This is a genomic window from Gordonia heveisoli (assembly GCF_030315745.1).
GTDB lineage: Bacteria > Actinomycetota > Actinomycetes > Mycobacteriales > Mycobacteriaceae > Gordonia.
Map to the genome: position 1 here is coordinate 54591 of NZ_JASXSH010000017.1, position 24061 is coordinate 78651.

The 24061-nt window shown below is 65.8% G+C and carries 20 protein-coding genes; 7 read left to right on the plus strand and 13 right to left on the minus strand.

Going from position 1 to position 24061, the window contains the following annotated elements:
- Positions 1–13: 13 nt before the first annotated feature.
- Genes QSJ18_RS15100 through QSJ18_RS15115 form a run of 4 tightly spaced genes read right to left on the minus strand, consistent with a single transcriptional unit; the run spans position 14 to position 6122 of the window.
- Positions 14–1264: an ABC transporter substrate-binding protein gene (locus QSJ18_RS15100; RefSeq protein ID WP_286327381.1), complete on the minus strand. Its 1251-nt coding sequence runs from the start codon at positions 1262–1264 to the stop codon at positions 14–16.
- Between the two features lie 48 nt (positions 1265–1312).
- Positions 1313–2080, minus strand: coding sequence for an ABC transporter ATP-binding protein (locus tag QSJ18_RS15105; protein WP_286327382.1), 768 nt, complete (start codon positions 2078–2080; stop codon positions 1313–1315).
- Positions 2077–4845 carry a branched-chain amino acid ABC transporter permease/ATP-binding protein gene (locus tag QSJ18_RS15110; RefSeq protein WP_286327383.1) on the minus strand — a complete coding sequence of 923 codons (2769 nt, stop codon included), beginning with the start codon at positions 4843–4845 and terminating at the stop codon, positions 2077–2079. Before QSJ18_RS15110 ends, QSJ18_RS15105 begins: the two co-directional genes overlap by 4 nt.
- Positions 4846–4889: 44 nt before the next feature.
- A complete protein-coding gene (locus tag QSJ18_RS15115; protein ID WP_286327385.1) occupies positions 4890–6122 on the minus strand; it encodes an ABC transporter substrate-binding protein in 1233 nt (410 codons plus the stop codon).
- A 346-nt stretch (positions 6123–6468) separates the two neighbouring features.
- Between QSJ18_RS15115 and QSJ18_RS15120 the strand changes: the two genes are divergently transcribed.
- Positions 6469–7473: an NAD(P)H-dependent flavin oxidoreductase gene (locus QSJ18_RS15120; RefSeq protein WP_286327428.1), complete on the plus strand. Its 1005-nt coding sequence runs from the start codon at positions 6469–6471 to the stop codon at positions 7471–7473.
- Positions 7470–9782, plus strand: coding sequence for an acyl-CoA dehydrogenase family protein (locus QSJ18_RS15125; RefSeq protein WP_286327387.1), 2313 nt, complete (start codon positions 7470–7472; stop codon positions 9780–9782). The genes QSJ18_RS15120 and QSJ18_RS15125 overlap by 4 nt, the downstream gene beginning before the upstream one ends.
- A 311-nt stretch (positions 9783–10093) precedes the next feature.
- Here the strand turns inward: QSJ18_RS15125 and QSJ18_RS15130 are convergent, their stop codons facing one another.
- The 5 genes from QSJ18_RS15130 to QSJ18_RS15150 form a co-directional block, all read right to left on the minus strand.
- On the minus strand, positions 10094–10609 hold the full coding sequence (locus QSJ18_RS15130; protein WP_462476092.1) for a DoxX family protein: 516 nt from the start codon (positions 10607–10609) through the stop codon (positions 10094–10096).
- Positions 10610–10625: 16 nt separating this feature from the next.
- Positions 10626–11822 (minus strand): cytochrome P450, encoded by a 1197-nt coding sequence (locus QSJ18_RS15135; RefSeq protein WP_286327389.1) that lies wholly within the window; start codon positions 11820–11822, stop codon positions 10626–10628.
- A 64-nt stretch (positions 11823–11886) separates the two neighbouring features.
- Complete coding sequence (locus QSJ18_RS15140; protein WP_286327390.1) at positions 11887–12714, minus strand: NAD(P)-dependent oxidoreductase; 828 nt, start codon at positions 12712–12714, stop codon at positions 11887–11889.
- Between the two features lie 48 nt (positions 12715–12762).
- Positions 12763–14232 carry an aldehyde dehydrogenase family protein gene (locus QSJ18_RS15145; RefSeq protein ID WP_286327391.1) on the minus strand — a complete coding sequence of 490 codons (1470 nt, stop codon included), beginning with the start codon at positions 14230–14232 and terminating at the stop codon, positions 12763–12765.
- A gap of 54 nt (positions 14233–14286) precedes the next feature.
- A complete protein-coding gene (locus QSJ18_RS15150) occupies positions 14287–15147 on the minus strand; it encodes a mycofactocin-coupled SDR family oxidoreductase (protein WP_286327392.1) in 861 nt (286 codons plus the stop codon).
- Between the two features lie 431 nt (positions 15148–15578).
- On the opposite strand from QSJ18_RS15150, the gene QSJ18_RS15155 reads away from it, so the two are divergent.
- The 5 genes from QSJ18_RS15155 (at position 15579) to QSJ18_RS15175 (ending at position 20024) form a co-directional block, all read left to right on the plus strand.
- Complete coding sequence (locus QSJ18_RS15155; protein ID WP_286327393.1) at positions 15579–16763, plus strand: amidohydrolase family protein; 1185 nt, start codon at positions 15579–15581, stop codon at positions 16761–16763.
- 50 nt (positions 16764–16813) lie between these two features.
- Positions 16814–17056 carry a hypothetical protein gene (locus tag QSJ18_RS15160; protein WP_286327394.1) on the plus strand — a complete coding sequence of 81 codons (243 nt, stop codon included), beginning with the start codon at positions 16814–16816 and terminating at the stop codon, positions 17054–17056.
- Between the two features lie 33 nt (positions 17057–17089).
- Complete coding sequence (locus tag QSJ18_RS15165; protein ID WP_286327395.1) at positions 17090–18373, plus strand: FAS1-like dehydratase domain-containing protein; 1284 nt, start codon at positions 17090–17092, stop codon at positions 18371–18373.
- A 113-nt stretch (positions 18374–18486) separates the two neighbouring features.
- Entirely contained in the window at positions 18487–19254 is a 768-nt protein-coding gene (locus tag QSJ18_RS15170) for an SDR family oxidoreductase (protein WP_286327396.1), read from the plus strand.
- The gene (locus QSJ18_RS15175) at positions 19251–20024 is read left to right on the plus strand and encodes a crotonase/enoyl-CoA hydratase family protein (protein ID WP_286327398.1); all 774 of its coding nucleotides are present in this window, start codon (positions 19251–19253) and stop codon (positions 20022–20024) included. The genes QSJ18_RS15170 and QSJ18_RS15175 overlap by 4 nt, the downstream gene beginning before the upstream one ends.
- Positions 20025–20163: 139 nt before the next feature.
- Here the strand turns inward: QSJ18_RS15175 and QSJ18_RS15180 are convergent, their stop codons facing one another.
- From QSJ18_RS15180 to QSJ18_RS15195, 4 genes are all read right to left on the minus strand, one after another.
- Positions 20164–20697: a flavin reductase family protein gene (locus QSJ18_RS15180; RefSeq protein ID WP_286327399.1), complete on the minus strand. Its 534-nt coding sequence runs from the start codon at positions 20695–20697 to the stop codon at positions 20164–20166.
- Positions 20698–20748: 51 nt separating this feature from the next.
- Positions 20749–21933, minus strand: a complete 1185-nt coding sequence (locus QSJ18_RS15185) for an acyl-CoA dehydrogenase family protein (RefSeq protein WP_286327400.1) — start codon at positions 21931–21933, stop codon at positions 20749–20751.
- Between the two features lie 149 nt (positions 21934–22082).
- On the minus strand, positions 22083–22946 hold the full coding sequence (locus QSJ18_RS15190; RefSeq protein ID WP_286327401.1) for an alpha/beta fold hydrolase: 864 nt from the start codon (positions 22944–22946) through the stop codon (positions 22083–22085).
- Positions 22947–23194: 248 nt separating this feature from the next.
- Positions 23195–24016 carry an IclR family transcriptional regulator gene (locus tag QSJ18_RS15195; protein ID WP_286327403.1) on the minus strand — a complete coding sequence of 274 codons (822 nt, stop codon included), beginning with the start codon at positions 24014–24016 and terminating at the stop codon, positions 23195–23197.
- Positions 24017–24061 lie beyond the last annotated feature (45 nt).

The following is a 24061-nucleotide window of genomic DNA, read 5'->3' on the forward strand; positions in this document are numbered from 1 at the left end:
TGTATCGGTCGGTTCAGGAACCGAGCAAGGTGACCTTCTGAGGGTTGGTCAGCTTGCCGTCCTTCATGGTCAGCGCGATGAGCGTGTTGCTGCACACCGCCTTCATCCCGGTGACGGCCTTGCCGTTGCAGGTGAAGGTGATCCCGTCCCCGGCGGGCAGCTTCACGGCGACGGCGGTGCTGATCGCCTTGCTGACTGCGGCGGGAGTGGCTTCGCCGGTAAGTCCGGCGGTGGCCCGGACCAGTCCGAGCATGCCCTGATAGCCGGTGACCGCATATCCGGCGGTGGAGGTATTCGGGGCGTACTTCTGCATGACCGCCCGGAAGAGCACGCTCTCCGGGTCGTCGGAGACGGTGTCGGCGTTGCTGAAGACCAGCATGCCCTCGACGCCGGCCGTACCTACCGACTCCACGACCTCGGGGGCGGCGCACGGCTGCGGTGTCATGACCTGCGCGGTGGAGCCAAGAGTGTTGAGGGACTTCAGGACCGAGGTGCAGACGGTCGACTCGCCGAAGACGATCACGCCTTCGGGCTTGTCCTTGAGGCCTGCGGTAACCTGCGGGGTCGCGTCGGCCTGCCCGAACGGGATCGGAACGATCTTCAGGTCGATACCGACGGCGTTGAAGGCGGGCTTGGCAATCGTCTCCAGGGCGCCGATGGCGGCCGGATTCTCGATCGAGTACGCCACCACCGACTTGTAGCCGTTGTTCTTGGCGTGGGTTGCCATCGCGAGCGAACTACTGGCTCCCGATGTCCAGACGAAGGAGTTGTCACCGGTCAGATCGGCGATGCCACCGCCGACGGAGGTGACGTAGGGGATGCCCGCACCGGTGATGATCGGCGTCATCACCTGCGACTGACCGGTGCTGGTGACGACGACGGCGGCCACCTTGTTCTCGACCATCTGCCGGGCGCAATTGCCCGCGGAGGTCGGATCCTCCTGCTGTTTACACGTGACCAGTTCGATCCGGTGTCCGGCGATCCCGCCGAGATTCTCGTTCGCGTAGGTGGCCGCCGCCTCAGCGGCCTCACGGTTCTCCGGCTGTGAAACAGCCTGTCCGTCTTCGTTGTTGATGAGCCCGATCTTGATCGGCGTGCCGGTGGCCGCTGTGCCGGGGAAGGCGTCGGCCGGCAGTGCGACGCTGGTATCGGCGCTCTCCGTCGACTCGTCGTCACTGCTACAGGCAGTCATGGTGACGAGCATGGCCGCAGCGGCTGCCGCGGCGAACACTCGCGCAGTAACTGCGCTATTGGGGATTCTCATCTGTGGGTTCCCTTTCGGACTCATTACTCTGGGAAATCTTGGGTGGGGTCAGGAGACGTCGGGAGTGGCCAGAACCGGCTCCCAGTGTTCGTCGGTGTCGCCGTGCCCGCCGAGGTAGGCGCGCTCGATGAGTTCAGGAGTCGCGGACAGCCTGCGCGCATCGCCCTGCAAGACGTTGTGGCCATGCCGCAACACCAGTGCTGTATCGGCGATTTCGAGGGCGAGAGCGACGTGCTGTTCGACGAGGATGACACCCGTCCCGGTCTCGTCGGCGACCTGCCGGATGATCGGCAGCAGACTCTCGACGATCACCGGGGCCAGGCCCATGCTCAGTTCGTCGATGAGCAGCGCCTTGGGGTGCTGCACCAACGCGCGGCCGATGGCCAGCATCTGCTGTTCACCGCCCGACAGCGCTCCGGCCGCGACTCTCAGTCGCTCGCCGAGTCGGGGAAAGTAGCCGAGGATGACGTCGCGCTCATCCTTCCACTTGTGTTTGCCGCTGACCGCCAGCCGCAGGTTCTCCTCCACCGTGAGCGTGGTGAAGAGCGCCCGGTTGTCGGGTACCAGAACAAGACCCGCCCGCGACGCCGCGCGCGCATGGCCGGATCTGATGGGTTTGCCTGCCATCTCGACGGTGCCGCCGAGGCTGGGCAGCAGCCCGGTGAGGGTCAGCAGCGCGGTTGTCTTACCGGCCCCGTTCGGTCCCAGGAGGGCGAGGACCTCACCGGACTTCAGTTCAAGATCGAGCTGGCGTACACATGGCCTGCCCTTCGCGTATCCGGCGTCGAGTCCTCGGCAACGCAGCACGGTGGTCATACGGTCAGCTCCTGTCCGCTGTGGGTTGCGCCCAGATATGCGCGGGTGACTTCGGGATTGGTGCGGACCTCGTCGGGCGTGCCGATCGCGATGCGCTTACCCAGATCGAGTACGACGATCCGGTCGCACACCTCCAGGACCAGTTCCATGTCGTGGTCCACCATGATGATCGTGGTGCCCGCATCGCGGATGGCGCGCAAGCGATGTCCGAGCCATTCGCTCTCGGTGCTGTCGAGCCCGGCTGCGGGTTCGTCCAGCAGCACCACACGGGGGCGGCCGGCCAGGGCCCGCGCGACCGACACGAGCTGTCGCTGGCCTTGGGACAGTTCCCGCACCGGGCGGTCGGCGACCCGGTCCAGATGCAGGACCTCGAACAGCTTCTGCATCTCGGTGTCGTCCAACGGGGGTGTGTGCGATCCGCGGTGCCGCGATGCGGTGGTGCCGACCGATACGTTCTCTCGGACCGACAGGTCGTCGTAGAGATCGATGCCCTGGAATGTTCGTCCGAGACCATCCCGGCTGCGCTGATACGCGCGACGACGCTCCAGTTGCTCACCGGCCAGCGCCACCGTGCCGTCGGCGGCCGCGAAGCCGCTGATGGCGTCGATGAAGGTGGTCTTGCCCGCGCCGTTGGGGCCGATGAGACCGATGATCTCGCCTTCGCGGACGTCGAAGGAGACGTCGTCGAGTGCGGTGACGCCACCATAGTGGACGCCGATTCCCTTGGCCGACAGGACGACCTTGCCCAGCTCGGGCGTCTTGCCCTGGTAGACCTCGGCGTCGGACAGCGTGACATCGAGATGCGTGCCGAGTGCCGACTCGGACTTGCCGAATCGTGCGCGCAGCCGGTCGAGGCGTTTGTAGATGTCGGAGACGATGCCTTCGGGCTGGGCGATGACCGTGATGACCAGCAGGATGCCGGTGATCACCGGGTAGTAGGAACCGATGTTGGCGACGCGGTCGAGGAAGATGAACAGGATGCCGCCCGCACCCATGATGCCGGCCAGCATCGCACCACCGACGCAGGTGATGCCCGCCAGGTAGCAGACCGCGAACATCGCGATGCCGCCCATCGCGGTGAAGGCCTCGGGAACCGCCATCGTCTGCTGGTAACCCATGAGTGATCCGCCGACGCCGGCGATGAAGGCGCTGATGGCGAAGGCGATGATCTTGGTCTGGGACACGTTGATCCCCGATGCGGCGGCGGAACGCTCGTTGGCCCGCACGGCGAGCATCGATGCGCCGAGCCGACTGGTGCGGAGCTTGATCACACCCAGAGCCACGACCACCAGCACGATCAGGGTCAGGACTCCGAAAGCGATGCGCGGATACGTTGTGCCCGTTCCGATACCGAGGTCGATTCCGAAGATGGACGGATCCTCGATCTTGGCGCCGTCGATGCCGCCGTTGTACTTGTTGTTTCGGAACCAGAAGGCCTCCAGGAAGACCGCGAGGCTCAAGGTCACCACCGCCACCGGCAAACCGCGGATCCGCAGGGCGGGCAGCCCGACGACGACGCCGACGACGGTCGCTACCAGAGCGGCGAGAATGGGGGCGATGGGGAAGGGGATGCCCCAGTCGACGGTCATCCGGCTGAGCATGAAGGCGCCGACTCCGGCGAGGGTCAGTTGCGCCAGGGAGATCTGGCCTGCAAAGCCGGTCACCACCACCTGGGACAAGGCGATGATCGCCAGGGTCATCGTCATGATGACCGCGCCGCGGTAGCTGCCCGCGGTGAGCAGGAGGAATCCCAGTGCGATGACGGTCCACACGGTGCCGGTCACCCAGAGGTTCTTCGGTCGCGGTGCGGCGCCGAGCGTGTTTTGGATGAGCGCGCCACGGCTGGGCAGCGGCTTGCCGCGGAACACCAGGAAGATGAGGATCAGGACCAGCGGGATCAGTTCGGCCATACCGGATTGCGGCATCCACTCGTGGCTGGACTGCAGGAAGGTCATCTCGGATTGCAGCACGCCGATACCGAGACCGGCGGCGACCGCCGGGCCGATCGCACTGAAGTTGCCGACCAGGGCCGCGGCGAGGGCCGGGACGATGAACAGGGTGTAGGACACCGGGATCAACGGGACGATCGGCGCGATCATGATGCCGGAGAAGCCGGCGATCATGGTCGACAGTCCCCAGTTGGCGTAGGCGATCCGCTCGGGCGAGAGCCCGGAGACGAGGGCGCCGGTCTCGGATTCGGCTGCGGCCCTGGTGGCCAGGCCGAAACGAGTCAGGCGGAAGGCCAGGACCAGCAAGATCGTCAGCACCACGATGATCCCGGCGAACCACAGACGATCCTCCGGGATTCGGATGTCGTCGCCGATGGTGATGATGTCGTTGGGCAGGATCGGGTCGACCGAGACCGGGGTGGTGCCGATGCGTGCGGCCAGCAGTGCCTGCACCGCAAGCATCAACGCGATCGAGGCCACTGCCTTCGCGGTGGCCGGCGCCGTGCGCAGCAGCCGGAACACCGCGAAGTACAGCAGGACGCCGAGGAGTGCAGCGATTCCCAGCGAGACGGCCATCGCGGGCAACACATCGAGCTTCCCGCCGAGTTTGACGTACTTGTCGAATCCCGGAATGGGGTTGAGTAGCTTACCTTCACGGAGATACGCGAAGGTATAGGCGATGTACAGCGCGATGGCGCCTGTTGCGAAGTTCACGACACCCGAACTGCGGTATGTCATGACGAGCGCGAGGGCGAGCGCCGCGTAGACGGCACCATTGCCCAAGCCCAGCAACAAGAACTGGATATCCTGTGTCATCGGACTTCTTTCGATCTGGTGGTCGATGTGAGATCGACTGTTGGCTAACGGTTCACAAGTTCGGCGTTGGTCAGCTCACCGTCGGTGAGGGTCGCCATGATCGAGCCCTTGCCGCAGACGGCCTTCATCATCGGATTGGCGGTTCCGTTGCAGGTGAAGGTGAGGCCGCCGCCGGCGGGCAGGATGACATCCTTGGACGCCCGGATGGCTGTCATGACGCCCGCGGGACTGGTGTCGGTGAGAGTCTTGGTTGCCCGCACCAGACCCAGCACGCCCTGATAGCCGACGTAGGCGTATCCGGCGGTGTCGACAGCGGGCCGGTACTTCGCGATCACCGCGCGGTACAACCGCGCCTCGTCGTCGTCACCGTTGGTCAGCGCCGCGGTGAACACGGTCATCCCCTCGATGCTGGGACCGACGGCTTTGACGATGTCGGGGCTGGTGCAGGCCTGGATACCCATCTTCTCGCCCGAGTAGGCAAGGGTGCCCAACGATTTCAGCGCAGTCGTGCACAGGGTGCCCTCGCCGACGATGACGACGCCCTCGGGGTCGCCGGTGAGTCCGGCGCTCACCTGCGGGGTGGAGTCCGCGGTGCCCGGCGGGATGGGGACGACCTTGAGGTCGACGCCGGCTGCCTTGAACGCCGGGACGCCGATCATCCGCAGCCCGTTGACGGCGGCGGGGACGTCGATGGTGAACGCGGTGACGTTCTTCATTCCCTTGTTCTTGGCGTGGGTCGCCATGGCCTGCAGGCTGGACGGGAAGCCGCCCGACCACAGGAAGGACTTGTCCGAGGTGAGTTCCTGAGTGCTCTGACCCGCGGTGGAGATATAGGGAATCCCGGCACCGGTGATCGTCGGGACCAGGATGTCGCCGAGGCCGGTGGTGGTCACGACGACGGCGGAGACCTTCTTCTCAACCATCTGATTCGCGCAGTCCCGTGCGGAGGCGGGCTCTTCGGCGTTCTTGCAGACCACCAGTTCGATTTTGTGGCCGCCGATGCCACCAAGTTCGGCGTTGGCATACTCGGCCGCAGCTTCGGCGGCGAGGCGGTTGTCCGGCTCGGAGATTGCCTGGCCGCCTTCATTGTTGATCAGACCGATCTTGATCGGCGCGCCGGTCGCGGCGATGCCGGGGAAAGATCCGGGGGGCGCCGAGACGTCGGCTGAGGTGGCCTCGTCGTCGGTGCTGCTGCACGCGCCGAGGATGGTGGTAGCGGTGATCAACAGTGACGCCGCGAGTACCCGAGCCGGACGGAGGCCGCGCAGAGGATTCATCGGGTTGCCTTTCGGGACAGATCTCGGTCACCTGGTCGTTCGGGCCGCCCCGGGGCGCTCCTCAGACGATAGGTGACCTAGATAACTATGTGTGCTGAGTCACTATCGCATAGCGAGAATTAACTGTCACTAGTTCGTCCCACTTCCGTTGCCCGTGGATGTGGAGCAGTTGCCCGATTTGGATGGGATGGCCGGTGGACACTATTCGACCGCTGTGCCTACTTTCGATATCCGATGGTTGCCGCAGGTGACCTAGGCAACTATGTTAGATATGTCGACGAACGTCGTCGTGCCGAGTGCCGCTCCCCGTGCGGAGCCTGCGCCGGTCCTGCCCAAGGAGTCGTCAATGCTCACCACGCGCTTCACCGAGTTGTTCGACATCGACCACCCGATCGTGCAGGGCGGCATGATGTTCGTCGGCCGTGCCGAGTTGGCCGCGGCGGTATCGAATGCCGGTGGGCTGGGGATCATCACGGCGCTCACGCAGCCCACGCCCGATGATCTCGCCGCGGAGATCGCGCGATGCCAAGCCCTCACCGACCGGCCCTTCGGTGTGAACATGACGCTCACCCTCTCGATCAATCCGCCGCCGTTCGCGGAGTACCGGCGCGTCATCATCGAATCCGGCGTTCCGATCGTCGAGACGGCCGGATCGGATCCGACCGTGCACATCGAGCACCTCAAAGAGCATGGGATCAAGGTGATCCACAAGTGCACCAGCGTCGCTCACGCACTCAAGGCGCAGACCATCGGCGCGGACGCGGTCAGCATCGACGGGTTCGAATGCGCCGGGCATCCGGGCGAAGACGACATACCCGGGTTGATCCTGATCCCGACGACGGCCGACGCCCTGACCATCCCGTTCATCGCCTCCGGAGGATTCGCCGACGGTCGTGGACTCGCGGCCGCACTGTCGCTCGGCGCCGACGGCATCAACATGGGCACCCGATTCATGTGTACCGAGGAGAGCCCGATCCACGAGAACATCAAGCAGATGATCGTCGGCGGAAGCGAACATGACACCCGCCTGATCATGCGCCAGCTGCGTAACAGCATGCGGGTCGCGAAGAACACCATCAGCGAGGAGGTCATCGAGATCCTCGCCGGTGGTGGACGTTTCCGGGATATCAAGGAACTGGTGGCGGGTGTCCGCGGTCGGCGTGTCTTCGCCGACGGCGACCCCGAGTTGGGTGTCTGGACCGTCGGACAATCGCAGGGCCTGGTCCACGACATCCCCTCGGCCGGCGAAGTCGTGCGTCGTACCGCCGCGCAGGCCGAGGCTGTGATCGCCGCGATGACGTCGCGCATCGTCGCCGATCCGCAGCTGAGCGGACAGGGTATGCGCGGATGACGGCGGTGGGTAGTGCCGACTCGGTCGGCGGCAAGGTTCCCGTGGCGACGGCGCCCTGGCGGGAGCGTCTGGCGGCACTGCTGGCCGACTACCGTTCGCGCCCACGCCCATCGACCTCTCGTGCGCGGCTGGAGGCTGCGGTGGCCTGGCAGTCCGAGCTGGCCGATGCCGGGCTGGCGGCGCCGGGTTGGCCGTCGAGCGTGGGCGGCATGGAGCTCGACCTGGAAGGTCAGCTCGACTACTACCGGATGACGACTGCGGCCGGGGCACCCAAACATCCCTGCAGCGTCTCCTTCATCGTCGCGCCGACCCTGATCGTCCATGGCACGGCGCGGCAGCGGGATCGGTTCCTGGATCCGCTCTTGCGCGCGAATGAGTTTTGGTGCCAGGGCTTTTCGGAGCCTGGGGCAGGCAGTGATCTCGCCTCGCTGTCCACGCGTGCGGTGCGTGAAGGGGACGTCTACCGCGTCACCGGACAGAAGATCTGGACCACCCGGGCCGATCGGGCCGATTGGATGTTCGCGCTGGTACGCACCGGGCCCGCCGGTCGCGGCACGTCGGGCATAACCTACCTGTTGATCCCGATGAACTCACCCGGCATCGAGGTCCGGCCGCTGCGGGACGCCGCGGGTGGCCATCACTTTGCCGAGGTCTTCTTCGACGATGTCGAAGTGCCGGTGGACAACCGGGTCGGGGAGGAGGGTGGCGGCTGGTCGATAATGCGGACATCACTCGGCCATGAACGCGCGACGGCCTTCCTCGCCGACGAGTTCCGCTACCGCAAGACCGTCGACCAGGTCGCGAAACTCGCAGTCGCGCAGGGCTATACCGACGACCCGGAGATTCTTACGCAACTGGCCGAACTCGAAACCGACGTGCGTACGATTGCGCGGAACAGCGCCCGGGCGCTCGACGCCGTGCTGCGCGGCGAGGACCCCGGTGGGGTGGCCTCGCTCAATCGTCTCGTCAAATCCGAGTTCGAGCAGCGAATGCATACGCTGGCGTTGCGACTGACCGGTCCGGCCGCAGTACTCGACAGCCGTTCGGCAGGCACCGTGGACGGTGGCCGCTGGACTTACGGATACCTGATGTCGCGGGCCACCACCATCGGCGCGGGCACCGCCGAGATCCAGCGCAACACCATCGCCGAGGCGGTGCTCGGTCTGCCGTCCCATCGCGGTGAGGGCACCCGGCCCGCGGCGGTGCCGCCGGGCAGCCCACTGGCCGCGCCCGAGGACGACGAGGTCGCAGTCCGGGAGACCGTGGCCGGGATCGTCGCGGCCGCCGTGCCGGTCGAGTCGCCGACCGATGGTCGGCGCCGGGAGCGCGAGGTGTGGGATGCGTTGGTCGACTTCGGACTTCCGGGGCTGTCCGCGCCCGAACGGCTGGGCGGGGGCGGCGCATCGTCGCGCCTGCTGTGCGCGGCCGTCGAGTCGGCGGCGGGCCAGTTGTCGCCTGCCCCGCTGGTGCCCGCCGTGTCGGCGCTGCAGCTACTGCTCGCCGCCGACGCGGACGAACATGCCAAGCAGATCATCGCCGGTGCCCGCGCGGCGGTGGCCGTCCGCGACACCGATGCGGGATGGGTCGTCGACCCACTGTCGCCGGTCGTCGTCGGCGCCATCGTGTCCGGCAGCGTGGACCGAGTGGCCGCCGCACCCGATGCGGACCTGTTCGTCGTCATCGCCCGTGACGAGCGGGATGGCGAGCCGACCATCGTGGTCGTCGATGCCGCACGAGCAACCATCAGTGATCAGCAGTCCGTCGACATCACGACTTCGGTGGGCACCGTCACCTTCGACGAGGTACACGGCGACGTCGTCGCGCGCGGAGACCTGGCACGCCGAGCAATGCACAGCGCTCAGCGGTTCACCGCGCTGGCCCTCGCCGCCGATTCGGTTGGCGTCGCGAATCGCGCGTTGGCAATGGCCGTGGATTGGGCAGGTCAGCGCGAACAGTTCGGCCGGACCATCGGTTCTTTCCAGGCGATCTCGCACCGATGTGCCGACATGCTGGTTGCCGCCGAGGGTGCGCGCAATCAGGTACTGGGCGCGGCCGACCTTCTCGACGAGGCGAGTGGGTCGAACACCGGCGAGGCGGAATTGAGTACCGATCTTGCGATCGCCTATGCGTTGAGTGCGGCGGTGCGGGTCACCGAGTCGTGCATTCAGGTTCACGGGGGGATCGGATTCACCTGGGAGCACCCGGCGCATCTCCTACTTCGCCGAGCGCTGGCGAATCAGGCATGGTGCGTACGACCGGAAGTGCTGCGCCAGCGGTCCGCGCAGGCGGTGCTCGCCCGGTTCGCGTGAGCCCGGCGCCCCTGCCGAAAGTAGGGGACGAATGTTCGTCCCCTACTTTTGGGTTCGTCCCCGTGTTGCAACTAGGGGGCGAGTCGGAACCTAGGGGAGGACTGTTGTCTGGGGGTCGATGTTCGGCGGCTGACGGACGCCCTCCGCCCCGCTGCCGGCGCCCCTGCCGAAAGTAGGGGACGAATGTTCGTCCCCTACTTTCGGGTTCGTCCCCGTGTTGCAACTAGCGGGCGAGTCGGAACCTAGGGGAGGAAGATTCGTCCCCTAGATTCAGCCAGGCGGATTCTCGGTGCCGTCCGGGGTCCGACGTCTCAGCCCTGCGGTTCGGTGTAGAAGGTGGCCAGCTGGGCGGCGGCGGCACCGACGCCGAGCCCGACGGCGGCGGCCAGCGCCTTCTCCCCGTTGAGAAGCCGGTCCCACCCCAGGGCGCGGTCCACACTCCAGCGTCCGGGGCCGATGCCGGCGAGGACGGCGGCGGCGATCGCGAGGTTGGCGACGTACTCCCACCCCTCCGCGGTGATGAAGAAGCCGTTGCGTACGTGGACCGACCGGGCGGCGACGGCCATGGTGCCGATGCCCGCGGCCGCGGCGACTGGAGTGGCCGCCCCCGCGACGAGCGCGGTACCGGCACTCACCTCGACGACGGCGCTGGAGACCGCCTGCAGCCGCGGCTGCCGAAAGCCGATCGAGCCGAACCAGCCCGCGGTTCCCTCCAGGCTCTTGGCATGTTTGATGCCATGCGCGATCAGCGTGCCACCGACCGCGCCGCGCAGCAGGAGCGGCGCGATTCTGCTGTGCGAGTTCGGATCATGTTCGCGACGGGTCAGTTTCACGAATTCCCTCTCAGTTGTCCCACTCGAGGAAGATATTGCCCGACGGGCCGAGCTGTCCACCCTTCTCGGTCGGCGCCGAGTCGGCACGCAGGCGGTAGACCGGGATCTGACGGTGCCATTCCTCCAGTGCGATGCGCAGCTCGCGTCGGGCGAGGTGGGAACCGAGGCAGCGGTGCGGCCCGGCGCCGAAGCCGATGTGGTTGTTCGGGCTACGGTCGAGCTGGATCTCCTTGGCGTCGTCGAAGGCGGCCTCGTCGCGGGTGGCGGCGTTGAGCGGCAGCGAGATCATCTCGCCGGCCTTGATCGGGCAGCCGGCGATCTCGGTGTCCTCCAGCGCTTTACGGGACGGAATGACGATTGCGTAGGCTCGGATTATCTCCTCGATGGCCGACGGGATGAGTTCGGGGTCGTCGACGATCGCCTGGCGATCATCCTGGTTCGACGCGAGATGGTGGTAGATCATGCCCAGCGTCGCGGTAACTGTGTCGAGTCCGGCCATGAACATGAGAATGCAGAAGGATTCCATGTCCTCCTGAGTGACCGGCTTGCCGTCGATCTCGAACTCGAGTGCCTTGGAGATCAGGTCGTCACGTGGTTCGGCCCGGCGTGCCTCGATGACCTTGCGGAAGTATTCGGTCACGGCGATGCTGGCCGCGGCGCGTCGCCGGGCGGTCTCCTCGGGGCCGGCCGCGACGTGCAGGATCTCGTCCTCCCAGTGCAGGAAGGTCTCGAGATCCTCGAACGGAAGTCCCATCAGCTCCAAGAAGATGAACGACGGATACTGCAGCGCGAAGTCCTGGATGAAGTCGCACGAACCCTTCTCCTTGATCGAGGAGATGAGGGTGACCGCGCGCTCGCGCACCTTGTCCTCGAGTCCCTCGACCACCTTGGGGGAGAACAGCGGTCCGAGTTGTTTGCGCCACTGTCGGTGCTCGTCACCGTCGAGCATCTCGGGGATCCACTTGAAGTTCGGGTTGGGGTCGAAGACGGTGACCGCCGAACTCGAGAAGACCTTCGCGTTCTGGTAGACGGACAAGATGTCTTCGTACCCGGTCACAATGTAGTGCCCGTTCGCGAACTCGTTGCGCACGATCGGCGCCTCGTCGCGAATCTGATCGTAGAACTTGATCTTCTCGCCGAACGGCATCTCTTGGTAGTGGTTGAAGTTGTGGACCGGGCAGGTCTGTGCGGGTTCGGTGGTGCTCATATCTCCTCCTGAGATGGGCGGCTGAGGGTGTTGTCCGGGTGCGCGGGTATCCGCGATCGGTGGGCTACCGTGCGGCGGCAGGTTCGTCGAGGTCCATCGGTCCGAGCCGAGACGCAGCGAGCAGGTCGTCGAGGTCGGCGCCGATATCGGCTGCGGCAGCGCGCGCCGAGCTGAGATCTTTGGTCAGGTAGCGGGTGATCCGGGCGCTGTAGGTTGCCGCGTCCTGTCCAGAGTTCGCGATGTAGCGGGCGGCGGTGCTGCCGCCGCTGCTGTCGTCGAGTACGGCCAGGAGTGCGGTCTCCGAGATACCGAGTTCTTCTCCGGCCTGCAGCGCGGACAGAGTGATTTGGGTGAATGCCGCGAAGAGGGCGTTGTTGACAAGTTTCGCCGACAACGCGGTGCCCAGCGCACCGATGCGATGGATCCGGGAGGCATAGGCCGACACCGCTTTTCGGGCGGTGTCCGCAGCGGGATCGGTTCCACCGAGGAGGACGGTGAGTTCGCCGCGCCGGATGATCTCGGGGGTGCCGCTGAACGGGGCGTCGACGATGGCGACCTCGCGCGGTGCCGCGATCTCGGCGAGTCGCTCGACGTTGCGGGGACTGCCGGTGGTGTGCGAGCAGAACACCGAGCCCGGTGCCATGACCTCGATGATCCCTGGTGCGACGTCCATGAGCTGCTCGTCGGAGAAGACACACGAGATGACGATGTCGGCGCCCTCGGCGATACCCGCTGCGGAATCGACGAGGACGGCACCCCGTGCGGCCAGTCGGTTTCGGACCTCGGTGCGTCGGGCAAAGACCGACGTGGGGTGTCCGGCGCCGAGTAGACGCTCGACCATCGGTTCGCCGATGTTGCCGGTGCCGACGAAACCGATCCGGGGCTGATTCATATGTCTCTCCTCCAGGTGATCTGCTGATCTGACTGCGCCGCAGTCGGTTCAGCCGGCAGCCACGCCCCAGACCATGGTCTTGGTCTCCAGGAACTCCTCCAGACCGGCAGCGCCGCGCTCCCGGCCGAGGCCGCTTTGCTTGTATCCGCCGAAGGGGCCGTCGGGGCTCATCCCGCCACCGCCGCCGTTGATCGTCACGTATCCGGTACGCAACTGTTGCCCAATCTGGTAGGCGCGCACCGGATCCTTGGCCCAGACCCCGCCGGCCAGCCCGTAGTCGCTGTCATTCGCGATCGCCACGGCCTCGTCGTCGGAGTCGAACGGCATCAGGATCATCACCGGCCCGAAGAATTCGCGTTGCGCGATCGTCATGGAATTGTCCACGTCGACGAAGAGGGTCGGTTCGAGGTAGAAGCCTTTGTCGAGATGCGCTGGGCGGGAACCGCCGAAGGCGATTGTTGCGCCTTCGGCGACACCGGCCGCGATCAGTTCCTCGACGCGGGCTCGCTGTGCGGCGCTGCCGAGCGGGCCCATCATCGTGTCCGGGTCGGCGGGATCGCCGACCTTGATGGCGGCCAGCCGGCTCGTGACCAGGTCGACGAGTTCGTCGAACCGGGAGCGGTGCACCAGGGTTCGGGTCATGTAGGCGCACCCCTGGCCGGCGTGCAGGATGGTGTCGCGGATGACGCCGGGCAGCGCCTTCTGCAGGTCGGCGTCATCGCAGATGATGTTGGCCGATTTGCCGCCGAGTTCCAGCACCACGCGTTTCAGCGTTGGGGCCGCCTGTTCGAATACTTTGCGCCCCACCATATCCGATCCGGTGAAGCTGACCACGTCGACCATCGGGTTCGAGGTCAGCTCGGCGGCTGCATCAACATCACCGGTGACGATGTTGAGCACCCCGTCGGGGAGTCCGGCCTCCAGCGCGATCTCGCCGAGGATCAGCGCCTGCAGCGGGGTGGTCGGGGCGGGCTTGAGGACGGCGGTGCAGCCGGCCGCCAGCGCCGGGCCGAGCTTCATGAGATTAAGGAAGAGCGGGAAGTTGTAGGCCGAGATCAGCGCTGCGACCCCGGCCGGTTCACGGCGCACCACACCCTGGCCGATGCCGACACCCACCTGTGGGGGCAGGGGCACCTCCATCGGATAGCCAGGCAGGATGCGTTCGGCGATGTCGCGAAAATGCGCGATCGGAATTCCGGTCTGGAACGATGCGGCACCGGCGCGCGTGCAGCCGGTTTCGGCGATGTTGAGCGCGACGAGTTCTTCGCTGCGCTTCTCCAGCGCGTCGGCCATCCGGATCATGATGGCGGCGCGTTCGCGCGGCGACATCCGTGGCCACGGCCCTTCGTCGAAGGCACGGCGGGCGCTCTCGATGGCTCGGATGGTGTCGGAGCGGTCACCCAGCGCGGCGATTCCGATGGTCTCCTCGGTTGCCGGATTGATGACGGGTTCGGTGCGGCTGCCGGCGGGATCGACCCAACCGCCGCCGATGAACAGCTGTGGATACTCCTTGATCACGGATCATTCCTCACAGATCGGCGCGAGAGGTGTCGGGTTACCTCCCGCTGGCGGTCACTTCAGCGAGTAGGCGTTGGTGTGGGCGAGCGCGGCCCCGGCGTCGACCTTGAGTTGAAGTCCGGTGACGAAGGCCGAATCGTCGGAGGCAAGGAAGACCACCGCGTTGCTGATCTGCTCCGGCTCCACCCACGGCACACCCATCGGCTGTCCGGTCTTGAACGCCTCGACGGTGTCTTCGCGGGTCGGCGCTTCGAGGTCGGGGCGGAACACGTGGTACATGGGATCGCTGTGCAGCATGTCGGTGTTGCAGTTCGTCGGGTGGATGCAGTTGACCCGGATCGAATCGCCGGCGAGCGCGGACGCCAGGTCGTGCACGTAGTTGGCGACGGCCCGCTTGGAATGGCTGTAGCCGAAACCGCCCGGTCCGAGCACATCGGTGCCGCTGCCCTTCATCAGTGCGGCGACCGATCCGGTGGCGATGATCGACGCACCGGCCGACAGATGCGGGTACGCGGCGCTGACGGTATTGATGACACCGACGAGGTCGACGTCGACGGCGTCGATGAACGCCTTGCGGACCACCTCCGTGCCGAGCGGGCAGATACCCGCGTTGGCGACGACGATATGCAGCCCACCGAGTTCGGCCACCCCTTCGGCGATGGCGTCACGCAGTTGCTGGGGCTCGCGGACGTCGGCGACTGCCGTCACGCACCGGCGCCCCTCCTTCTCGACGAAGCGGCGTGTCTCGGCGAGGTCGTCTGGTCGGGCGAGCGGGTACTCGTTGGTGGCGATGTCGGCACAGATGTCGAGGGCGATGATGTCGGCGCCCTCGGCGGCGAGAGCTCGCGCGTGGCTACGTCCCTGGCCGCGAGCCGCGCCGGTGATCACCGCTACCTTGCCGTCCAGCTTTCCCATCGACTTGTTCTCCGTTCGTTGCTGCGCTGTGAGTTCGGGCAGTTGGGTTCTAAGGCAGTTGGGCTGCGGCGGAACTTCGACGGCGGACCGGTGGCCGGCGCGGCGTGCGTCTCGCCCAGCGTGCGGCACCAACCGCACCTGGCCAATTTATCTGACTAGTCATACTTTGTTATGCGGATCACCGAAATGCCCGTTATGGCCAGGGTGGCAGTTCGACGCGATGCACGGCGGTGGGGTCCCGGTGATCGGGATGTGTTGATATATCGGGCCTGAACAGCGGACAGATTTACAGGGAGGGGTGCGTGGTGGCACTCGACGGGCTGTCTGCGAGAGGTTTTCGCCGGCGCTCGGTGTACCCGCAGAGCCTCGGCTGCTATCGTCCACATAGTTAAACTAGTAATCGACTTGATCTCGCTGCTGGGAGGGCTGACATGCCGCTGCAGAATCACATGCAACTGATCTCGACCGACGATCACCTGATCGAGCATCCGCGGCTGTGGCAGGACCGCCTGCCGCAGAAGTTCCAGGATGCCGGACCGCGCATCGTCGAGAAGGAGATGCCGCGATCGATCCATGCGGGCGACGGCGGCCATGCGGACGCCGGGACGAAGCTCGCCGAGGTCTGGAAGTACGAGGATCGGATCTATCCGTATATCGGCCTCAACGCGGTCGCGGGCAAGAAGCCCGAGGAGTACGGCGCCGAGCCGACCCGCTACGAGGACATGATCCCGGGCTGCTACGAACCCAATGCGCGCCTGAAGGATATGGATATCGACGGAGTCCATGCGACGCTGTCCTTTCCGTCCTTCCCGCGCTTCGCCGGCACGGTGTTCCTCGAGGGCGACGACAAAGAACTTGCGCTCGCCTCGGTGCAGGCGTGGAACGACTACGTCCTCGACGAGTGGTGCCCGACCGATCCCGAGCGACTCATCCCGCTGACCATCCTGCCGTTATGGTCGATGGAGGAGTCGGTCAAGGAGATCTATCGCACCGCCGCAAAGGGATCGCGCACGATCTCCTTCCCGGAGAATCCGCATCCCCTGGGGCTGCCGTCCTTCCACACCACCGATTGGGACCCGGTGTTCCGCGCCGCGGTCGACACCGGGCAGCCGCTGTGTGTGCACTTCGGAACGTCGGGCAAGCCGCCCATCACCGCGCCGGAGGCGCCGATGGCCGTCATGACCGCGCTGTTCGGCTGCAACTCTATGTATGCCACCGCCGACCTGCTGTTCTCGCCCACATTCCACAATCATCCGGAACTGAAGTTCATGCTGTCCGAAGGCGGCATCGGCTGGGTTCCCTACATGCTCGAACGGATGGACGGCGTCTGGGCGAAACATCGCTATTACCAGAACATCAACCAGACGGTGAAGCCCTCGGAGCTGTTCGCCAAGCACATCTACGGGTGCTTCATCGACGACGAATTCGGGGTGGCCAATCGCCATCTGGTGGGGATCGACAACATCACCTGGGAGGGTGACTATCCCCATTCGGATTCCAACTGGCCCAACAGCCGCAAGATCGTGCACGACACGATGCTCGACGTCCCCGACGAGGATGTACACAAGATCGTCGAGCTCAACGCTCGTCGGTTGCTCAACTTCCCCCGTCGGTGAGTTCATAACGCGCCGAACAAGATTGCCGTAAGCAGACGGAGGTCAGAACAATGCAGGAGCCCATCGAGCAGATCCCCCAGGACGATTGGGTCGACCAGGACCTGCTCACCCGTGATCTGGCGAGTGATCTGCTCGACGCCGAGATCGCCGCCGAACGTGACCGCATCGCCCGCGTCGACCGGGGTGAGGGTGGCGCCGACATCGTGATGAGCCGGGCCGATATGGCCCGCAGGCTCGCCGCGATGGAATCCATCCGCTCCGGTGTCAACGACCAGGTGACGATTGAGTTCTGATCCGTTCGCCGGATCCGCTGAAAGGTGAAAACCGTGACTACGCAGACGACTTCGAAGCCAGAAGCGGAAGCGACCGAGATCTACACGTTCAAGGACGAGGACATCCAGCGCGCGCACGACCTGGTGGGGATCTACCACGCGGTGCGCAAACGGGAGCAGTTCTCGCGTGCCACCCCGGACGTCATGCGCGCCTTCGCGCGCAGCTACGGCGACGACAACCCGCTGTTCGTCGACGAGGACTACGGGCTCGATACCCGGTGGGGTGGCCAGATCGCGCCGCCGATGATCAACATCGCGCTGACCAAGGACCTCTACGCGGACCCGATTCCGAGGGAGCAGCGACGGCCGGCGTTCCGCGGTATCCACGTCTTCGTCTCGGGCAGTACGACCGAGTGGTACCGGCCGGTGCTCGACGGCGACATCATCTATTCCTTCGAGGGCTTCGACAACGTCGAACTCAAAGAGTCTGAGTTCGCGGGACGTTCGCTGATCGTCACCCGAGTGCACGTGCAGTTCAATCAGCGTGCCGAGGTGGTCCAGGTTCAGCGTGTGCTGACGATCCACACCGAACGACACGAGTCGAAGAAGCGTAAGAAGTACGACGCCATCGAACTCGCGGACTATAGTCCGGAAGACATCGCGGCGATCGATGAGATCTATGCGGGCGAGCAACGTCGTGGCGCGCAGCCACGCTACTTCGAGGATGTCGCGGTCGGCGATGTGATCACGCCGATGGCCAAGGGGCCGCTGACCGTCACAGACATGGTGGTGTTCCATTCCGGTGGTTACGGTTTCGCGCCGTACACCCCCTGCACCGGCCGGTTGTGGCATCAGAACAGACAGCGAATCGGCGCGTTCTACATCCCCAACGAACAGGGGATTCCCGATGTTGCACAACGGATCCACTGGGACGCCGAGTATGCGAGGTCGATCGGTATCCCGGCGTCGTATGACTACGGCATGATGCGCGATTGCTGGCTGACGCACTACCTGACCGACTGGATCGGCGACGACGGATGGATCGAGACCATGTCGAGCCAGATGCGCAAGTTCAATTACCTCGGCGATACCCATACCTTCACCGGCGAGGTGGTGGGCAAACGCGTCGAGGGTGGCAGGCACCTCGTCGACCTGGAGTTCCGCGGGACCAGCCAGCGAGGTGAGGTGACCTGCCCGGCGACGGCGACGGTGTCGTTGCCGACACGCGAGGGCGAACTGGCCGCCCTGCGGACTCCGCCTGCGGAGTACGAGGTCATCGCGGCGAAGATGCTCAAGCGCCACGGCGAACTTCGGGCGGCCAAACGGCGCAATGCGTGACCGAGACAGAAATCGCGGTAGCGTCTCATAGGGTCAACGAGGGTAGAGGATCGACACAGTCTCCGGGATCGGCTCGCCGACCCCGGACCAACGGGTGAAGGAGACCCGCTCGGATGCAGATAGCGGACAACACATTCCTGGTCACCGGCGGGGCCAGCGGGCTCGGCGCGGCGACCGCAACCGCGATCGTCGCCGCCGGCGGGCGCGTGGTGATCGCCGACCTGCCGTCCTCGGACGGCAAGGCCACGGCCGAAAGCCTGGGCTCGGCGGCGGTCTTCGCGCCGATCGACGTGGCCGACGAGGACAGCATCGTCGAAGCGCTGGATGCGACGGCCTCGCACGGCCCGTTGCGGGGAGCGGTGCACTGCGCGGGTCGCGGCGGCGACCGACTACGCATTCTCGACAAGGCCGGGAATCCGGCCGACTTGCAGAGTTTCCGTGACGTGCTGGAGATCAACCTGATCGGCACCTACAACGTGCTGCGTCACGCTGCCGCCCGGATCGCCACGAACGATCCCGTGGACACCGAACGCGGAGCCATTGTGCTGACCGCCTCGGTCGCGGCCTTCGACGGCCAGATCGGGCAGACCTCCTACACCGCGTCCAAGGCTGCGGTGCACGGCATCACCCTGGTCGCGGCCCGCGATCTGGCGAGTGTCGGGATCCGCGTCAACACGATCGCCCCGGGCACCTTCGACACGCCGATGCTCGCCCGGCTGCGTACCGACATCCGCGAGGGATTAGCTGCCTCGGTGCCCTTCCCCAAACGACTCGGATTGCCGGAGGACTACGCAGGCATGGCGCTGACCCTTCTGCAGAATGCCTACGTCAACGGCGAGACCATTCGTCTCGACGGTTCGATTCGGATGGCACCGCGATGACCGAGCCGGTCGACGAGGTCATCGTCGAGGCGTCCGACGGGGTGCTGGTCATCTCGATCAACCGGCCGCAACAGCGCAACGCGATGACCAAGAGTGCGTCGGAGGCGATCGCCGCAGCCATCGACCGGCTCGACGCGGATCCGGATCTGGCCGTCGGGATCATCACCGGTGCCGGCGGGACGTTCTGCGCGGGTATGGATCTCAAGCGATTCCAGCTCGGTGAGCGCCCGGTGGTCGATGGTCGCGGATTCGGTGGTCTGGTGCAGGCGCCGCCGGCTAAACCGCTGATCGCCGCGGTCGAGGGCTGGGCGCTCGGTGGTGGCTTCGAGATGGTGCTCGCGGCCGATCTGCTGGTCGCCGCCGAAACTGCGAGATTCGGCCTGCCCGAGGTGAAGCGCGGGCTCATCGCACGGGCCGGCGGCATCTTCCGGACCCCGCAGGTCCTGCCTCGGGCACTCGCCTTGGAACTGCTGATGACCGGCGAGCCGATGACTGCGGCGCAGGCCGCTCACCACGGCTTGGCCAACCGAGTGGTGCCCGAGGGGCAGGCGCTGTCGGCGGCGCGTGAACTGGCTCTCACGATCGCCAAGAATGCACCACTCGCGGTGCGGGCGAGTAAAGCCGTCGTGCGGGAATCGCGCACGTGGACAGACTCGGAGGCGTTCGATCGTCAGACCGCCTACACCGACCCGGTCTTCGCGTCGCAGGACGCCAAGGAAGGCCCGGCCGCCTTCGCCGAGAAACGCGCACCGCGCTGGACCGGAAGCTGAGCAACCCGACGACGTTCCGATTTCCGCACCCGGGATCGGGAAGCGCAAGCAGATCGGCCCGGCGAGACATTCCGTCTCGCCGGGCCGATCTGCTTGTGTATCAGTGGATCTGAGTTGTGTGTAGCCTACCGAATCCGCACTACCGGCCCAGGTGGCTGTCCAGCAGTAGCTGGGCCGTCGAGGTGTAGTCGCCGTAGCCGCCGCGGAAGAACAGTAGCGGCCGCTTCACCGAAGCCACATTCAGGTCGCCGATCCGCCCGACGACCAGGAAGTGATCGCCGAGTTCGACGGTCTTGTCGATGGCGCAGTCGACCCATGCCACGACACCTTCGAGGATCGGATTCTGGTGCCGAGACATTTCCCAGGCAACTCCCTCGAATCGTGCGGCGCCCTTCTTCGACATCTGTCGGCACAGCCACTCCTGGTCGGAGGCAAGAGCATTCGCGCAGAAGCGCCCGGCTTCGAGGATTCTGGGCAGTGTCGAGGACGATCGGTCGACCAAGAAGGACACAAGGGGAGGATCGAGCGAGACAGAGGTGAACGACCCGACCACCATGCCCACCGGTTCGTCGCCCATGGTCGTGGTCACCGCGACCACGCTGGTGGGAAAGTTGCCCAGGACGTCGCGGAGGTATCGGGCCTCGAATTCCGCGACGGTGTCGGGTTCGTTCATCTTCTGTCCTGTTCGGGTGAGCAGTGCCGGAGTCGGTTGGCGAACCGTGTCTCAGATGGTGACGAGCATTCCGGGCGGAGTCTCCAGGCCCATCTTGTGCAGCGCATTCGAGTGATAGGCGACGCCGTCGACGTGAATCATGTGCTGGAGACCGACGTGGGCGTCGCGCCAGTAGCGTTGCAGCGGGCTGCTCTTACGGATGGCGAGACCACCCGAGCGGGCGAAGATCTCATCGAGTGCCGACACCGCGCGCCACGCACATCGAACCTGGTTGCGACGCTGATTGGAACGCTGCTCGATGGTCGGGGTGCCGCCGTCCTCGATGATGTCGTGCAGCCGGCTGATGCCGTCGATGAGTTGGATACGGCTGGCCTCGATCTCCGATGCGGCCTCACCCGCGGCATGCAGCACGTACGGATCGTCGCGCACCTGGACGCCGGTGACGGCTACGCGATCCTTCTGCAACGCGATGTGGTGGGCCAGAGCGCCTTCGCAGATGCCGATGACCGCCGAGGTGATGCCCAGCGGGAACATCACGCCGAAGGAGAGCTTGTACAGTGCCTCGTCCCGTCCGGAGGCGGCGGCCGCGGTGCCCTCGGAGATCGCCTCCTGGGTGACCGTGCGGTACTCGGGGATGACAGCCTTGTCGACGACGACATCCTTGCTGCCGGTGCCGCTGAGGCCGACGACATCCCAGGAGTCGTCGATCAGGGTGTAGTCCTTGCGCGGCAGTACGACGTGCAGGACCTGCGGCGGCATGAGCGGCGCGCCCTTGCCGTCACCCTTGAGCGCCCCGAGGAAGTCCCACTGGCAGTGGTCGGAACCCGACGAGAACGGCCATCGCCCGCTGAGGACGAACTCGCCGTTGCCATTCGGGTCGGCGACGCCGTTGGGCATATACGGGGAGGCTACCCAGGTGTCGGGGTCCTCGCCCCAGATCTCCTGCTGTAGACGACGATCCATCTGCGCCAATTCCCACGGATGGACGCCGACGACGCCGGACACCCAGCCGGCGGCGGGGTCGCTGGCGGCCAACGCCATCACGGCTTCGGCGAAGTCGCGGGGATGGGCGGCGTAACCACCGAAATCGGTGGGCTGCAGCATGCGGATGACGCCGGTCTGACGCATCAGGTCGGCTGTCTTGTCGCTGAGCTTGCCCAGTCGTTCGTTCTCCTCGGCGAGGCCGGCCAGCTCGGGGCTCAGCTCCTCGATGCGCTTGACTACTTCGTGCACCATGCGGTCGTACCTCTGACTTTCTTCCTGTTGTGCAGCTCCCGCCGGTGAGGGGAGATGTCGTCGATCTTGTTCGGTCGCCCGATCGGGCGGCGGGGGCATTCCGATGAGTGGGAAGCCGTGGTGGTGCGTCGGATGATCGGGGATGCCGGTCAGTCGTCGGTACGCGTCAGGAACTCCAGGGTGACGCGTTCGAAACGCTGCTTGCGTTCGACCTGAATCCAGTGCCCGCATCCGGAGAAGGTGTGCAACTCGACGTTGGGCAGCCACCGGTTGGCGAAGTGGGCCTGGTCGTAGGGCAGCATCCGATCCTCACGCCCCCAGAGCATCAGGGTGGGGGTGGTGACGGTGTCGGGATGCGTCCACAGCGGCGTGTAGGTGGCCTGGAGGGTGGGGTTGAACATCGCTCCGAAGATGGCGCGGGTGCTGTCGAGGACGCCGTCCGCGGTCGCGTTGGCCATGCGTTCGTCGACGAGTTCGTCGGTTACCAGCGACTTGTCGAAGACCATGGTGTTGATCCATTCGACCATGCGTTCACGGGTGGGATCCTGCAGAAAGGCGAACAGGCGCTGGAAGCCTTCGCTCGGCTCGGTCTGGAACAGGCTGCGTGACAGCCCGCCCGATCCCATGATCGCCATCCGTTCGATGCGTTCGGGGTAATGGGTGGCGATCTCAGCGGCGACGGCGCCGCCCATCGAGTTGCCGATGAAGACCGCCGATTCGATCTCCAATTCGTCGAGGAGACGGATGATCCAGCGGGCGGCCGCCAGCGTGTACACCTCCTTGAGCTCGGGTAGCGCGGTACCGCCGAAGCCGGGAAGGTCGGGCATGACGACCCGGAAGTGTTCGGCGAAGAAGCCGATGTTGTGGCGGAAGTTCGACCAGGCGCTGACGCCCGGGCCGGAACCGTGCAGCATGATCAGCGCCGGACCGGATCCGGCCTCGTGATACTGGAAATCAAGCCCGTCGACACTCTTCCGGACGACGGTATCGTCGAACGCCAACTCTGTTGCCATGCTCGGCCTTTCGCTCGTCTGAGTGGGTCAGCGTCGCCGGTTGGCCAGTCGCACCGGCGAGTGTCGGGACGACCGGGGGATCGCTGTCCGCCTGCCTGGCCCGACGGTATGTGCCGCGCTGTGACAGCGTCTGCAAACAGTCCCGGACAGCGGGACTCGGATTGGGGGACTCGGATTGGGGGACTCGGATTGGGGGACTCGGATTGGGGGACTCGGACAGGCGGGCTCCTGACCACCGCGGACCGCCATCAGCGAGCAGACCGTGCGGCACCGGCCAGGGCGGCCGGCCGAAAGCGTGGAGCCATCGCCCGGGAGACGATGCGCCGCGAGATATCCGCCGCCGCCCGGATCACCTGCAGCTTCATCTCCGTCGTCTGGACCAGCTGCTGCGGGCCGCAGATGGAGACGGCAGCAACGGCGTCGTCGTGTTCGAAGATCGCCGCTGCGACACAACCGATCCCCGGTGCCGCCTCGCCGATCTCGGTGGCGTAGCCGAGATCGCGAATCGTGGCGAGCGAGGCCTGAAGGCGGGCCGGATCGTGGGTGCCTGCGCGTGTCTGCCGGGACAGTCCGTGGGCCAGATAGTCCTCGGTCACCTGATGTCGGGCGTGGGCCAGCAGCACTTTTCCGACACCCGTGCGGTGTGCGGGTAGCCGTCCGCCGATCCGGGAGGGCAGTGTGTTTCCCGAGTCGCCACAGATCTTCTCCAGATACACGACATCGTGGCGATCGAGTACCGCCAGATGGACCGTCTGGCCGGTGATCCTGCTGAGATCGTGTAGCGACGGCTTTGCCGCCTCGGTGAGGCGGGTGCGTGCGACCACCTGGCTGCCGATCTCGAACATGCGCAGGCCGAGGCTGTACTCGTTGTCGTGGCGCTGGACCCAGCGGGCGTCGACGAGTTGCTGCAGGATGCGGTGCACGGACGACCGTGGGAGCCGGCTGCGTGTGGTGATCTGCCCCAGCGTCAGCCTGCCGGACGAACGGGCGAACACGTCGAGGATCAGGACCACGCGTTCGACCATGCTCACCGGCACGTCGACGCGTACGGAAAACGGATTCTCGGACACCGCGCTACCTCCTCGAAGCCCGCTTGCTCAGTTCTCATACTTATA